The sequence below is a fragment of the Streptomyces sp. TRM70350 genome (assembly GCF_019219825.1).
Lineage (GTDB): Bacteria > Actinomycetota > Actinomycetes > Streptomycetales > Streptomycetaceae > Streptomyces.
In genome coordinates this window covers 157,236-171,052 of sequence record NZ_JAHUXH010000003.1, presented here as the reverse complement: position 1 = coordinate 171,052, position 13,817 = coordinate 157,236, and the positions used below count along the sequence as shown (strand labels likewise).

General features: G+C 69.3%; 11 protein-coding genes. 3 read left to right on the top strand and 8 right to left on the bottom strand.

Annotation, left to right across the window (positions count from 1 at the left end; all coding sequences use genetic code 11):
• Positions 1-77 precede the first annotated feature (77 nt).
• Entirely contained in the window at positions 78-1,589 is a 1,512-nt protein-coding gene (dop, locus tag KWI83_RS06745; protein ID WP_374106279.1) for a depupylase/deamidase Dop, read from the bottom strand.
• Positions 1,590-1,817: 228 nt separating this feature from the next.
• Complete coding sequence (gene arc, locus KWI83_RS06740) at positions 1,818-3,584, bottom strand: proteasome ATPase (protein WP_218513363.1); 1,767 nt, start codon at positions 3,582-3,584, stop codon at positions 1,818-1,820.
• Between the two features lie 244 nt (positions 3,585-3,828).
• On the opposite strand from arc, the gene KWI83_RS06735 reads away from it, so the two are divergent.
• A complete protein-coding gene (locus tag KWI83_RS06735) occupies positions 3,829-4,134 on the top strand; it encodes a ferredoxin (RefSeq protein WP_218513362.1) in 306 nt (101 codons plus the stop codon).
• Positions 4,135-4,192: 58 nt separating this feature from the next.
• Here KWI83_RS06735 and KWI83_RS06730 read toward each other — a convergent pair whose 3' ends face one another.
• The 3 genes from KWI83_RS06730 to KWI83_RS06720 all read right to left on the bottom strand — a co-directional run bounded on the left by KWI83_RS06730 (position 4,193) and on the right by KWI83_RS06720 (position 7,388).
• The gene (locus KWI83_RS06730) at positions 4,193-4,762 is read right to left on the bottom strand and encodes a hypothetical protein (protein WP_218513361.1); all 570 of its coding nucleotides are present in this window, start codon (positions 4,760-4,762) and stop codon (positions 4,193-4,195) included.
• Between the two features lie 206 nt (positions 4,763-4,968).
• On the bottom strand, positions 4,969-5,871 hold the full coding sequence (locus KWI83_RS06725) for a tRNA (adenine-N1)-methyltransferase (protein WP_218513360.1): 903 nt from the start codon (positions 5,869-5,871) through the stop codon (positions 4,969-4,971).
• Positions 5,872-5,909: 38 nt separating this feature from the next.
• Positions 5,910-7,388 carry a site-2 protease family protein gene (locus tag KWI83_RS06720; protein ID WP_218513359.1) on the bottom strand — a complete coding sequence of 493 codons (1,479 nt, stop codon included), beginning with the start codon at positions 7,386-7,388 and terminating at the stop codon, positions 5,910-5,912.
• A gap of 174 nt (positions 7,389-7,562) precedes the next feature.
• Here KWI83_RS06720 and KWI83_RS06715 point away from each other — a divergent pair, with 174 nt between their 5' ends.
• Both KWI83_RS06715 and KWI83_RS06710 read left to right on the top strand, forming a co-directional pair.
• Positions 7,563-8,579 carry a RecB family exonuclease gene (locus tag KWI83_RS06715; protein ID WP_218513358.1) on the top strand — a complete coding sequence of 339 codons (1,017 nt, stop codon included), beginning with the start codon at positions 7,563-7,565 and terminating at the stop codon, positions 8,577-8,579.
• Between the two features lie 14 nt (positions 8,580-8,593).
• Positions 8,594-9,265 (top strand): response regulator transcription factor, encoded by a 672-nt coding sequence (locus tag KWI83_RS06710; RefSeq protein ID WP_218513357.1) that lies wholly within the window; start codon positions 8,594-8,596, stop codon positions 9,263-9,265.
• A gap of 115 nt (positions 9,266-9,380) precedes the next feature.
• Here KWI83_RS06710 and KWI83_RS06705 read toward each other — a convergent pair whose 3' ends face one another.
• The 3 genes from KWI83_RS06705 to KWI83_RS06695 all read right to left on the bottom strand — a co-directional run bounded on the left by KWI83_RS06705 (position 9,381) and on the right by KWI83_RS06695 (position 13,767).
• The gene (locus KWI83_RS06705; RefSeq protein ID WP_218513356.1) at positions 9,381-10,961 is read right to left on the bottom strand and encodes an ABC transporter substrate-binding protein; all 1,581 of its coding nucleotides are present in this window, start codon (positions 10,959-10,961) and stop codon (positions 9,381-9,383) included.
• A 70-nt stretch (positions 10,962-11,031) separates the two neighbouring features.
• A complete protein-coding gene (locus KWI83_RS06700; RefSeq protein ID WP_218513355.1) occupies positions 11,032-12,636 on the bottom strand; it encodes an ABC transporter substrate-binding protein in 1,605 nt (534 codons plus the stop codon).
• Positions 12,637-13,074: 438 nt separating this feature from the next.
• Positions 13,075-13,767: an HAD family phosphatase gene (locus KWI83_RS06695; protein WP_218513354.1), complete on the bottom strand. Its 693-nt coding sequence runs from the start codon at positions 13,765-13,767 to the stop codon at positions 13,075-13,077.
• Between the last annotated feature and the right edge of the window lie 50 nt (positions 13,768-13,817).

The window sequence follows — 13,817 nt, the reverse complement described above, 5'->3', positions numbered from 1 at the left end:
ACGTACGGGGGCCACCTCGATGATTCCCGGGCGCCGGGATTTCCACCCTGCGCGCCCGGCCCCGCCCGAGTACCCGCTCAGCCGCCGCTCAGGACCCTGACCAGGTCTTCCGCGGTACGGCAGCGGTCCAGGAGCTCCTTGACGTGATTACGCGTTCCGCGAAGCGGTTCCAGGGTTGGGACGCGCTGGAGCGAGTCCCGGCCCGGGAGGTCGAAGATCACGGAGTCCCAGGAGGCCGCGGCCACGTCGTCGGCGTACTGCTCCAGGCAGCGCCCGCGGAAGTACGCGCGCGTGTCCTCCGGCGGCTTGGACTTCGCCCGCTCGACGTCCTCCTCGGCCAGCAGCCGCTTCATCCGGCCGCGTGAGACCAGGCGGTTGTACAGGCCCTTCTCGGGGCGTACGTCCGCGTACTGGAGGTCGACCAGGTGCAGCCGGGCGGCGTCCCAGTCGAGGCCGTCGCGGCGCCGGTAGCCCTCCATCAGCTCGCGTTTGGCGACCCAGTCCAGCTCGCCGGCCAGGCTCATCGGGTCGTGCTCCAGCCGGTTGAGGGTGTCCTCCCAGCGCTGCAGGATGTCCTTGGTCTGCTCGTCGGCGTCGGCCCCGAAGCGCTCCTCCACGTACTTGCGGGACAGCTCGTAGTACTCCATCTGCAGCTGGACCGCGGTGAGGGTCCGGCCGCTACGGAGCGTGATCAGGCGCTTGAGCGTCGGGTCGTGGGAGACCTGGTGGAGGGTGCGGACCGGTTGGTCCACCGCCAGGTCCACCGCGATGAAACCGTCCTCGATCATGGACAGGACCAGGGCCGTGGTGCCCAGCTTGAGGTATGTGGAGATCTCGGAGAGGTTCGCGTCGCCGATGATCACATGCAGCCGGCGGTACTTCTCGGCGTCGGCGTGCGGCTCGTCGCGGGTGTTGATGATCGGGCGCTTGAGCGTGGTCTCCAGGCCGACCTCGACCTCGAAGTAGTCCGCGCGCTGGCTGAGCTGGAAGCCGTGCTCGTGCCCGTCCTGGCCGATGCCGACGCGGCCCGCCCCGGCGAAGACCTGACGGGAGACGAAGAAGGGCGTGAGGTGGCGCACGATGTCCGAGAAGGCGGTTTCCCGCTTCATCAGGTAGTTCTCGTGCGTGCCGTAGGAGGCGCCCTTGTTGTCGGTGTTGTTCTTGTAGAGGTGGATCGGCTGGGCGCCGGGCAGCTGGGCGGCCCGCTCGGCGGCCTCGGCCATGATCCGCTCACCGGCCTTGTCCCAGAGGACGGCGTCGCGGGGGTTGGTCACCTCGGGGGCGCTGTACTCGGGGTGGGCATGGTCGACGTAGAGCCGGGCGCCGTTCGTCAGGATGACGTTGGCGAGGCCGATGTCCTCGTCGGTGAGCTGGCTGGCGTCGGCGGCCTCGCGGGCCAGGTCGAAGCCTCGGGCGTCCCGCAGGGGGTTCTCCTCCTCGAAGTCCCAGCGGGCCCGGCGGGCCCGGTGCATCGCCGCCGCGTAGGCGTTGACGATCTGGGACGAGGTGAGCATGGCATTGGCGTTCGGGTGGCCGGGGACGGAGATCCCGTACTCCGTCTCGATGCCCATTACTCGCCGTACGGTCATGCGGCCCTCCTTGCCCGGCGGCGGCCTCGGTCGTGGACGCCGCGCAGATACCGCTGGCGCTCGGTTGCGTGTGCGGTACCCGTCCCCGCACTGCGCGACTCGGCGGTACGGAAGAGCCTAGAACGCCTTTGCGCTGGTGGGGAGATCATTTGCTTACCTCGCGAGCGTACGCCTGAAAAACAGTCGGCTGCGGGTACCCGGTGAGGGCACCCGCAGCCGCCCTGCCTTTTACAGGTACTGACCGGTGTTCGCCACCGTGTCGATGGAGCGTCCGGTGTCCGCGCCCTGCTTTCCGGTGATGAGCGTACGGATGTACACGATCCGTTCGCCCTTCTTTCCGGAGATGCGGGCCCAGTCGTCCGGGTTGGTGGTGTTCGGCAGGTCCTCGTTCTCCTTGAACTCGTCCACGCAGGCCTGGAGGAGGTGGGAGACGCGCAGGCCCTTCTGGTTGTGTTCCAGGAAGTCCTTGATCGCCATCTTCTTGGCGCGGCCGACGATGTTCTCGATCATGGCGCCGGAATTGAAGTCCTTGAAGTAGAGGACTTCCTTGTCACCATTGGCGTAGGTCACCTCAAGGAAGCGGTTCTCCTCCGATTCGGCGTACATGTGTTCCACAGCGGTCTGGATCATGCTCTGGACCGTCATGGACTTGTCGCCGCCGTGCTCGGTGAGATCGTCGGCGTGCAGCGGGAGGCGCTCGGTGAGGTACTTGCCGAAGATGTCCTTGGCCGCCTCGGCGTCCGGACGCTCGATCTTGATCTTCACGTCGAGCCGGCCGGGGCGCAGGATCGCGGGGTCGATCATGTCCTCACGGTTGGAGGCGCCGATCACGACCACGTTCTGCAGGCCCTCCACACCGTCGATCTCGGCGAGCAGCTGGGGGACGATGGTGTTCTCCACGTCCGAGCTGACGCCGGAGCCGCGGGTGCGGAAGAGGGACTCCATCTCGTCGAAGAAGACGATGACGGGGGTGCCCTCGCTGGCCTTCTCCCGGGCCCGCTGGAAGACGAGGCGGATCTGCCGCTCGGTCTCGCCGACGTACTTGTTCAGCAGCTCGGGGCCCTTGATGTTGAGGAAGAAGCTCTTGCCGGCGGCCTGGCCGGTGACCTCGGCGACCTTCTTGGCCAGCGAGTTGGCGACGGCCTTGGCGATGAGCGTCTTGCCGCATCCGGGCGGCCCGTAGAGCAGCACGCCCTTGGGTGGGCGCAGTTCGTGCTCCTTGAACAGGTCCGGGTACAGGTACGGCAGCTCGACCGCGTCCCGGATGGCCTCGATCTGGTTGCCGAGGCCACCGATGGCCTCGTAGCCGATGTCGGGGACTTCTTCGAGGACGAGTTCCTCGACCTCGCTCTTGGGCACGACCTCGTAGACGTAGCCGGAGCGGGGTTCGAGCAGCAGGGCGTCGCCGGGGCGGATGGTGACGTCCAGCAGCGGCTCGGCGAGCCGTACCACCCGTTCCTCGTCGGTGTGCCCGAGCACCAGGGCGCGTTCGCCGTCCTCCAGGATTTCCTTGAGGGTGACGATGTCCCCGACGCGCTCGAACTCCATGGCCTCGACCACGTTGAGCGCTTCGTTGAGCATTACTTCCTGGCCGCGCCGCAGGTCGTCGAGTTCGACACTGGGGCTGACGTTCACGCGGAGCTTGCGGCCCCCCGTGAAGATGTCGGCCGTGCCGTCCTCGTTCGCCTGCAGGAAGACACCGAAGCCGGCCGGTGGCTGTGCGAGCCGGTCGACCTCTTCCTTGAGGGCCACGATCTGGTCGCGGGCCTCACGGAGCGTGTTGGCGAGTCGCTCGTTCTGTGCGGACACGCCGGCCAGGTTGGTCTGCAGCTCGACGATCCGCTCTTCGAGAATCCTCGTGTGTCGCGGAGAGTCGGCGAGCTTGCGTCGCAGGACGGCGATCTCCTGCTCAAGGTAGGCGATCTGCCCGGCCGGGTCGTCGGACCCGCGTCCCGGGCGGATGCCGCGGTTCATGTCGTCGTCGTGGGCTGCCACGGTCCTCACCTCCTCCAAGGGGAGCTGGACGCTTCCAGACCCTACCTGGGTGGGTGTCGATTGAAACCCCTAGATCACAAAGACTGTCGGGGTGTGTCCGATCTTCACCCTTGCGCTCTCCCTCACGCCAGGGAGATACCCAGCGAACGCGATACGAAAGCGAGCGAAGGTAGGCTCGAAGCGTTCAACACCCGTCAGAGCTGGCCGGATTCCCGTACGGCCGGGCGGGCACACGGCAGGAGAGGTGACCGTGCAGCAGGAGGCCGGAGTCGACGGCGAGGCGCTGGAGGTCTGGATCGATCAGGATCTCTGTACCGGCGACGGCATCTGCGCGCAGTACGCGCCCGAGGTGTTCGAGCTGGATATCGACGGTCTGGCCTATGTGAAGAGCGCGGACGACGAGCTGTTGCAGGCCAGGGGGGCCACAACGCCCGTACCGCTGCCGCTCCTCACGGATGTGATCGACTCGGCGAAGGAGTGTCCGGGCGAGTGCATCCACGTGCGTCGGATTTCGGACAGCGCCGAGGTCTACGACCCGGACGCGGAGTGACCAGTTCCTTACGGCCAGTTACGACTGTCTGATTTCTCACACACGCGGGTTGCGTGCTTCAGACGCTCCGGGCGTCGGCGGGCGACGAGCGGACGAACGTACCGTTCTTCCACTGCCACTTCGCGTCCTGCTGCAGGTCCGGGCAGCAGGTGGGGACGTCGATGGAGGAGTAGCCGTGCAGAGTCGCGAGGACGGCTTTGTCCCGGACGGTGAAGTCACTGACGGTGAACCGGTCCTTGGGGTCGACGAGCGTGGCGACCACCCGGGGCTGGGTCGCGTCGTCGCCCTGAGTGAGGACGTACACGCCGTCGGGTGGCGTGCTGATGCCGGCGTCGCAGTGCACGACGGCGACCGTTTCCGGCCGCCCGTCGCCGTCCAGGTCCCCGGACGCCTTCGTCTCCACCACGGCCCTCACGGGCCCGCATTCGAGGGGGAAGTCGACGCCTTCGGTGGCGGGCGGCGCGGCGGCCTGCCGGAGTTCGCGGCCGGGTGCCTGGGCGGCGGTCGCCGAGTCCGGCTGCAGCAGGGAGGACAGGGCGACGACACCGGCGACAGCCGTCGCGGTGGCGACCCAGTGGATGGGGCGGGTGTGCGCGTGTGCCAGTTCCGGAACGGCGGATTGCTGCACTAGGGGTGTCTCCGGTGAGGGCTGTGCCGGTGGGGGTGGCCAGCATGGTGCCACACGTCACAGTGTTGGGGAACGGCTGGGGTTGGCCCTTGTGATGGAGGCCTCTGGCGGTGCGTCAACGCACAGGCGCCGTGGCCGGGTTCCCGGTGTTGTGCGGGAACTCCGCCACGGCGCCGTCACGTTGTACGCGTCACAGGGGCCGCGGGTCAGCGGCCGATGCCTCCGTCGGCGTTGGGGCCGGAGTAGTCCTCGCCGTAGGCGCCCTTGGCGGGGCGGCGGCGGCGCATGGGCGGCTCGACGCCGTCGGCGAGGCGGCGGGCGGTGAGGAGGAAGCCGGTGTGGCCGATCATCCGGTGGTCCGGGCGGACGGCGAGGCCCTCGATGTGCCAGTTGCGGATCATCGTCTCCCAGGCGGTCGGCTCGTTGAAGCAGCCGATCTCGCGGATGGACTCGACGGTCCGGGCGAGCTGGGTGGTGGTGGCGACGTAGCAGCACAGGATGCCGCCGGGCACGAGCGCCTTGGAGACGGCCTCCAGGCACTCCCAGGGGGCGAGCATGTCGAGGATGACGCGGTCGACGTCGGTGTCGGACAGGTTGTCCTGGAGGTCACCGACGGTGAGCTGCCAGGCGGGGTGCGGGCCGCCGAAGTACCGCTCCACGTTCTGCTGCGCGATCTCCGCGAAGTCGGCGCGGCGCTCGTAGCTGTGCAGCATGCCCTGGTCGCCGATGGCCCGCAGCAGGAAGCTGCTGAGCGAGCCGGAGCCGACGCCGGCCTCCACGACGCGCGCGCCGGGGAAGATGTCGGCGAAGGCGAGGATCTGCCCCGCGTCCTTGGGGTAGACGACGGCCGCCCCGCGGGGCATGGACAGGACGTAGTCGGGGAGCAGGGGGCGCAGCGCGAGGTAGGCGACGTTTCCGGTGGTGCGGACAACGCTGCCCTCGGGAGCGCCGATCAGTTCGTCGTGCGGGAAGGAACCCTTGTGGGTGTGGAAGTTCTTCCCGGCTTCGAGCGTGAACGTGTAGTGGCGGCCCTTGGGGTCGGTCAGCTGTACCTGGTCCCCGACCTTGAAGGGCCCGCGCCTGCGGGCGGCACCGGTCGGTTCGGACATGTGACCAGCCTACCGGCGTTTGTGGGGGCCGCGGACCACTACGAGGGGCGGGCCATGGCCTTCACGAAGGCGCGCTCGACGTCGGCGGCGGACAGGACGCCGTAGATCTCGCCGGTCTCCTCGACGACCAGGTACTCGGTCGCGGGGGTGGCCCGGAGCACCTCCAGCAGGTCCTCGCCGGCCAGTTCGGCGGAGACGCGCATGCCGTCGGTGAGCTCCTGGGCGAGACCGCTGACTGCGACCCAGGGGCGGCGGTGTTCGGGTACGCCGACGATGGCGGCCTCGCGGACCAGTGAGAGGGGGGTGCCCTCGGCGTCGACGACGACCAGGGCGCGGGCGCCGGCGGCGTTGGCGCGGCGCAGGGCCTCCGAGAGGGGGGTGTCGCTCTGCACCGGGACCGCACGCCGGGTGAGGGTGCGGGCACGCAGTTCGGGCAGGTGCTCGCGCAGGCGGGCGACGCGCAGGCTGTTGCCGGCGCCGGTCCAGATGATCGCGGCGAGGATGGCGGCCAGCAGGGCGTCCAGGACGGTGTCCATGCCGACGTTGTCCGCGGCGTCCCGGCCGAGCGCGCCGGACTGGGTGAGCAGCGGGAGGCCGATCAGGACAGAGACGGCCAGGGCGCGGCCGACCCAGGCGGCGGCGACCGTGCCGCTCATGGGCTTGCCGGTGATCTTCCAGACGATGGCGCGGAGCATGCGGCCGCCGTCGAGGGGGAGGCCGGGCAGGAGGTTGAAGACGGCCACGATGAGGTTGGAGATCATCAGGCCGGCCAGCAGGACGCCGGGGACCGTGCCGGGCTCGACGGGCTGCATGGCGAGGTAGAACAGGCCGGCGAGCACGAGGGAGAGCAGCGGGCCGACGAAGGCGAGGACGAACTCGCGGCCCGGCGTCTCGGCCTCCTTCTCGATCTCGGAGACCCCGCCGAAGAACTGGAGCTGGATACGGCGGACCGGGAGCTTGTAGCGCAGCGCGGCCACGGTGTGGGCGAGTTCGTGCACGAGCACCGAGGCGTAGAAGGCGACGGCGAAGAAGAGGGAGACCAGGTAGCGGGCGGCGCCGAGTTCGGGCAGCACACGCTCCAGTTGCCCGCCGAACACCCAGGTGATCAGCGCGGCGACGAGGAACCAGCTGGGGGCGACGTACACCGGCACGCCGAAGGGGCGCCCCATCAGCAGCCCGCCGCGTGGCCCCGGAGGGCGGTGGGGGGTGGTGGCTTTGTCGGGGGTGGAGTGGGCGAGGGTGCGGTGGGCCTGGTGCTCCTGTCCCTGCTGGGTGTCGCCCACGCGGCGGGCGGAGTCCGGCTCGGGGCGGGCCGCGGGCTCGGGATCGGTCGCGTCGGCAGGTGCCGGGTCCGGGGTCGGCGTCTCGGCCTCGGGGTGTTCGGCGGGGCCTGTGGGTGTCGGCCGGGGCGGGTCCGGGCGTGCGGGGTCGGTGGCCGGGGCCGTACGGCCTGGTTGCTGCCGGTCCACCTCGTCGGTGCCCGGCCGCGGCTGTCCGGTCCCGCCGCTCTCGTCCACGGTGTCCCCTCGTTCGAAGCGTCTCCCGCGCCTGCCGGGCGGAAGGGTCTCGGGTCGATGGTATGCGTCCGTGGGGACGCGTCCTGCCCCGGCACCCTTCTGGTTCCCCGGTCGTCGCGCCTGTCACGACCGCGACTGGGTCACTGTCAGTGGCGGGCCGTATGGTCTGTGGGCATGGACACCAGCACCGAGGGCACGGTGGAGCCCGACAGCGGCGGCAGGGCCGAGGCGGCGGACCCGGATCCGTCCGCCCTGGTCGAGCCTACGACGGAGAGCGCGATGACGGCGGTGGCGGCGGGGGCCGAGGCCGCGGCCACGACCGTGGTCACCGAGCCCGTCGTCATACCGCCGGCGTCGCTCTCCCCCTCGCGTGCCGGCGACTTCATGCAGTGCCCCTTGCTGTACCGGTTCCGGGTGATCGACCGGCTGCCCGAGAAGCCCAGCGCGGCGGCGACCCGGGGCACCCTGGTGCACTCGGTCCTGGAGCGCCTGTTCGACGCGCCCGCGGCGGAGCGCACCGCGCCGCGCGCCAAGTCCCTGATTCCCGGCCAGTGGCGGCGGCTGCGCGAGGCCAGGCCGGAGGTCGAGGAGCTGTTCGCCGACGACCCGGAGGGTGAGCGGCTGGCGAGCTGGCTGGCGGAGGCGGAGCGGCTCGTCGAGCGCTGGTTCACGCTGGAGGACCCCAGCCGTCTGGAGCCCGCCGAGCGTGAGCTGTTCGTCGAGGCGGAGCTGGACTCGGGGCTGCGGCTGCGCGGCATCATCGACCGGGTGGACGTGGCGCCGACGGGCGAGGTCCGCATCGTCGACTACAAGACGGGCAAGGCGCCCCGGCCGGAGTACGCCGAGGGCGCGCTGTTCCAGATGAAGTTCTACGCGCTCGTCGTCTGGCGACTGAAGAAGGTGGTCCCGCGCCGGCTCCAGCTGGTCTATCTCGGCAGCGGTGACGTGCTGACGTACGACCCGGTCCGCGCCGATCTGGAGCGGGTGGAGCGCAAGCTGCTGGCGCTGTGGGAGGCGATCCGCCAGGCCACCGAGACGGGTGACTGGCGGCCCCGGCCGACCAAGCTGTGCGGCTGGTGCGACCACCAGGCGCACTGCCCGGAGTTCGGCGGTACTCCCCCGCCGTACCCGCTGCCGGTGAGGGCGGTCGGGTCCGGTGCAGCGACGCAGGGCACAATGGGGCCGGACTAGCGAAGGAGACTTACGTGGCCATCCGCGTCCTACTGGTCGACGACCAGCCGCTGCTGCGTACGGGCTTCCGCATGATCCTGGAGGCCGAGCAGGACATCGCGGTCGTCGGCGAGGCCGGGGACGGCCTCCAGGCACTCGACCAGGTGCGGGCCCTGCAGCCCGACGTGGTGCTGATGGACATCCGCATGCCGCGGATGGACGGCGTGGAGGCGACCCGGCAGATCACCGGCCCGGGCCGGGACGGCCCGGCGAAGGTGCTGGTGCTGACCACCTTCGATCTCGACGAGTACGTGGTGGAGGCCCTCAAGGCCGGCGCCAGCGGCTTCCTGCTGAAGGACGCGCCCGCGGGCGAGCTGGTGCAGGCGATCCGGGTGGTGGCGGCCGGTGAGGCGATGCTCGCGCCGAGCATCACGCGCCGCCTGCTCGACAAGTACGCCACGCATCTGCCGTCCGGCGAGGAGCCGGTGCCCGACACCCTCAACACGCTCACCGATCGTGAGGTCGAGGTGCTGAAGCTGGTCGCGCGCGGCCTGTCGAACGCCGAGATCGCCGCCGACCTGTTCGTCAGCGAGACCACGGTCAAGACGCACGTGGGTCACGTCCTGACCAAGCTGGGGCTGCGCGACCGGGTGCAGGCCGCGGTGTACGCGTACGAGAGCGGCCTGGTGCGCCCCGGCGCGCAGTGACCGTACTAAGAACGAGTACGTGCAAGAACGAGTACGTACAGAACGAGTCGTACTACGCCGAGGGCGCCCGCTTCCTGAGCGAAGCGGGCGCCCTCGGCGCTGTCGTACCGGGGCCTCAGCCCTTGCTGATCTCCCAGAACCGGAAGACGGTGGAGGCGTCGAGGCAGTACTCCAGGCCGTAGACCGCCTCGCCGACGACCGCGTACTGCTTGGCCTGCCAGACCGGCAGCATGGGGAGTTCCTCGGCGACGATGTCCTGCAGCTCGCCGTACTCGTCGTCGGTGGCGGCGCGGTCGCTCTGCGCGGCCGTGCGCGGGATGAGAGTGCCGGTGATCGTGTCGTTGCTGTAGTTGTTGCCCAGGACGTTGCCCTTGCCGAAGAACGGGGCGGTGAAGTTGTCGGCGTCCGGGTAGTCGGGCACCCAGCCCTTGACGTAGACGCCGTACTTGCCGTCGGCGATGTCCTGCTCGTACTGGTCGAAGGGGATGGACTTCACGTCGGCGGCGAACAGGCCGCTGGCGTTCAGCTGGGCCGCTATGGCCTTCAACTCCTCGTCGGTGGCGGGGCCGTAGCGGGACGGGGTGGACCACAGGGTGAGCTTCACCTTGTCGGTGATGCCGTCGGCGCGCAGCGCGGCCTCCGCCTTGGCCTTGGAGGGGCGGGCGCCGTAGGTGTCGAAGAAGGCCGTGTTGTGGCCCGCGATTCCGGCCGGGATGATCGAGTACAGCGGGGTCGCGGTGCCCTGGTAGACGTCCTTGATGAGGGCGTCGCGGTCGATCAGGTGGGCGATGGCCTTGCGGACGGAGAGCTTTCCGGCGACCGGGTCGTCCATGTTGAAGACCAGGTGCTGGACCTCGGCGCTGCTGCCCTCGATGACCTTGAGGCCCGAGTCGGCGTCGGCGTTCTCGACGTCGGCGATGTCGGCCGCGCTCAGGCCTCGGTAGGCGATGTCGATGTCGCCGGCGAGCAGGGACTTCTTCAGCGCGCTGCGGTCGCCGTGGAAGAACTTCAGGGTGACGCCGGAGTTCTGTACGTCGGCGGTGCCCCGGTAGTTCTCGTTGACGGAGAAGACGGCCTCGTTCTTGGTGAACGACTCCAGCTTGTACGGGCCGGAGCCGACGGCCTTGCCGTCCTCGCGGAGCTTGTCGGCGTCGTACTCGCGGTGGTTGACGATGGAGCCGGCGCCGGAGGCGATCTTGCTGGGGAAGGTGGCGTCGGCGACCTTCAGGTGGAACACGACGGTCTTGTCGTCCGGCGTCTCGACCGTGTCGAGCATGGGGAACATGATGGCCGGGCCGGCCTCGTCGTTGATCTTCAGCATGCGGTCGAAGGAGAACTTGACGTCCTCCGACGTGAGCGGGTCACCGTTGCTGAACTTCAGCCCGTCCTTCAGGGTGCACTTGTAGACCTTGGTCGAGGTGTCCGTGAAGCTGCACCCCTGGGCAAGCTCCGGCTGCGGCTCGGTGCCGCCCTTGGGGAAGCTGAGCAGCGACTGGAAGACGTTGTTGAACAACAGCCAGGAGCCGGGGTCGTAGCCGGACGCCGGGTCGGTGGCCAGGACGTCGTCGGACATCCCCATGACCACGTTGGAGCCGTTCTCCCCGGAGTCACCGGACTCGGAACCGCATCCGGTCAGCAGGCCGGAGGCCAGACCGGCCACGATCGGCAGGACCGGCCACTGGTTGCGCATGTTCACGTGCGTGCCTTACGTCGTTCTCGAAGTTCCCGGGGCCGCCGTCCAGGGCCCGGGCGCGTGCTGGGAGGTGTCAGCCGCTCACACCACGGCCGAGCTCCCACAGCTGGAGGGTCGCGGAGGAGTTGAGCGCGTAGGCGACACCGGTGATGTCGTCGCGCGCCGCCACGTACTGCTTGCCCTGCCACAGGGGCAGCACGGGTACGTCCTCGGCCACGATGTCCTGAATTCTGTTCAGGGTCTCGGAGGCGGCGAGACGGTCGGCCTCGCGCCGGGAATCCGGGATCAGGGTGTTGCGGATCTCGCTGTTGGCATACGGCGACTTGAGGAAGTTGTCCTTGTCCAGGAACGGGGCGACGAAGCTGTCGGCGTCCGGGAAGTCGGGGAACCAGCCCATCCCGAAGACGTCGTACTCACCGGCCCGTTCGGCCGGGACGAAGGTGTCCCAGGAGGTGCCCTCGATACCGACGTCGAACAGGCCGCTGTCGTTGAGCTGCGCCCGCAGCACCTCGAACTCCTTCTTGGTGGCGGCGCCGTAGTGGTCGGTCGTGTAGTGCAGGGTCAGCTTCACCGGGGTGGTGACGCCGGCGTCGGAGAGCAGGGCCTTGGCCTTGGCGACGCTGGGGTCGCCGTACTTGTTGAAGAACGCGTTGGAGTGGCCGGTGATGGAGGCCGGGACGAGCGAGTACAGGGGTTGGGCCTGGGAGCCGTAGACCTCGGAGACGAGTTGCTGACGGTTGACGAGCTGCGCCATGGCCTGGCGTACGGCCTTGTCCTTCACCGTCGGGGCGTCGGTGTTGAAGGCCAGGTAGCGGATCTCCAGGCCGGGCACGTCGACCAGGTCGACATCGCTGTCGGAGGCGGCGGCGAGCTTGTTGATCTGCTCCGGCGTCATGGTGCGGGTCATCACGTCGATGTCGCCCTTGTCGAGGGCGGCGCCCATGGCGTCGGCGTCCTTGTAGGAGACCATGTCGACCTCCTCGTTGTTCACCTTCAACGCCCCCTGGTAGTGGGTGTTCCTGGTGAACACGGCCTTGACGAGCTCGCCGTCCTTCTCCTCGGCCTTGAGGACGTACGGGCCGGAGCCGTCGACCTGGAATCCGTCGCGCAGCTTGTTCTTCTCGTAGTGGTCGGGGTTCACGATGCCCGCGACCGGGGTCGACAGCTTGTACGGGAAGGTGGCGTCGGCGGTCTTGAGGTGGAAGATGACCTCGTTGTCACCCTTGGTCTCGACGGTGTCGATGGTGGACAGCAGGGCGAAGACACCGCTGTCCGCCTTGAGGGCGAGGGCCCGGTCGATGGAGTACTTCACGTCGGCCGCGGTGATGGGGTCGCCGCTTGCGAACTTCAGGTCCGGGCGCAGCGTGCAGGCGTAGCGCTCGTTGCCGGTGTCGGTGAAGCCGCAGCTCTCGGCGGCGTCGGGGACGGGGGCGCCCTCGCCGCGCGGCTGGACCATCAGGGTCTGCACGGTCTGGCGCAGCACGTTCCAGGTGCCGACGTCATAGGCGTACGCCGGGTCGAGGGGCGCGGGGGCGTCCTTGGTGGCGAGGAACCGGTCCGTGGTGCCGACGACGATCTGACCACCGCCGTCGCCGCCGGCGCCCGACCCGCCGCAAGCTGCGAGCGCCGGCGCGAGCAGGCCGACCACGGCCGGCAGCACCAGGGTCTTGCGGTTCATGCTCGGAAATCTCCACAGCTGTCGGGTCCGTGTATCCGGCATGCAGGGGTGTCGCCGCGGATCACGGGGGGCGGGGGTGAGGTTCTCGCGATGAGATTAGTGCGCGCCCGTGACGGTGTTCGCGGCCACCGGAGTTGAGCGTCCATCACGCTGCGAAACCGGGCGTGGACGCACTGAAAACCCGACAGGGGAAGGATTAGTGCAGCGTCCCATGAATCGGGACACAAAGGCGGGGCAACCGCCCCGTTATGGGACCGAGCAGCACATCTGCGTCACCCTGTCGACCCCTTCCGGCGTGGCGAACGTCACACCGCCAACTGGGTGTGGGTGTACCGGAATTCGGCCATCCGCGCGATTCGAATTCCTCCGCTTCCTCCGCGATGAATTGCCGTTCCCGCACCGGCGCACGGTGTGTGAACGCTTCGCGCATTTGTGTCATCAGTTCAGCAGAGCGCGCAGAAATGCAAGATCGACCTCTTCGAGGGAGTCCACCACGGTACGCCGGGCGGCGGGGGCGATCGGCGCCACCGAGGGCACGGCCACCACATGGCAGCCCGCCGCCTCGGCCGCGGCCACGCCGGTCGCGGTGTCCTCGACGACCGCGCATCTGGCCGGGTCCGCGCCGAGTCCGGCGGCGGCGAACAGGTACGGGTCCGGGTGCGGCTTGGTGCGGGCGACCTCGTCGCCGGCCACGGTCAGGGCGAAGTACTGGGGTCCGAGGGAGCCGAGGACACGGTCGATGATGCGCCGGTGGGAGGCCGAGACCAGGGCCGTCGGGATCTCGTGCGCGGCGAGTTCGGCCAGCAGCCGGGCGGCTCCCGGCATCAGCGGCAGCGTCCGGTCGATCCGGTCCTCGAACCCCTGGTTGAGCAGGACGGTGAGCTCGGCGAGGGTGATGTCGGCGCCGGTGGCCTCGATCAGGAACCCCGCGCTGCGGGTCATCGGGCCGCCGACCACGACATGGCGCCAGGAGTCGTCCAGGGTGTGCCCGAGACCGGCGAAGACCTCGCACTCCACGTCCCACCAGAAGCCCTCGGTGTCCACCAGGGTGCCGTCCATGTCGAGGAGCACGGCCTGCAGGGCGGAGCCTTCGGCCGTGCGGGTGCCGATTGCGGGGACCGTCGTCGTCATCCGGCGTACCTCCTGGAGGGACGAGCAGGCCGGTTCCCGGGTCGGGAACC

Coding starts and splice junctions, on each gene's coding strand:
- dop (WP_374106279.1), bottom strand. CDS start 1,589: ATGACCGTACGGCGAGTAATGGGCATCGAGACGGAGTACGGGATCTCC.
- KWI83_RS06725 (WP_218513360.1), bottom strand. CDS start 5,871: ATGTCCGAACCGACCGGTGCCGCCCGCAGGCGCGGGCCCTTCAAGGTC.
- KWI83_RS06715 (WP_218513358.1), top strand. CDS start 7,563: ATGGACACCAGCACCGAGGGCACGGTGGAGCCCGACAGCGGCGGCAGG.
- KWI83_RS06700 (WP_218513355.1), bottom strand. CDS start 12,636: ATGAACCGCAAGACCCTGGTGCTGCCGGCCGTGGTCGGCCTGCTCGCG.
- KWI83_RS06695 (WP_218513354.1), bottom strand. CDS start 13,767: ATGACGACGACGGTCCCCGCAATCGGCACCCGCACGGCCGAAGGCTCC.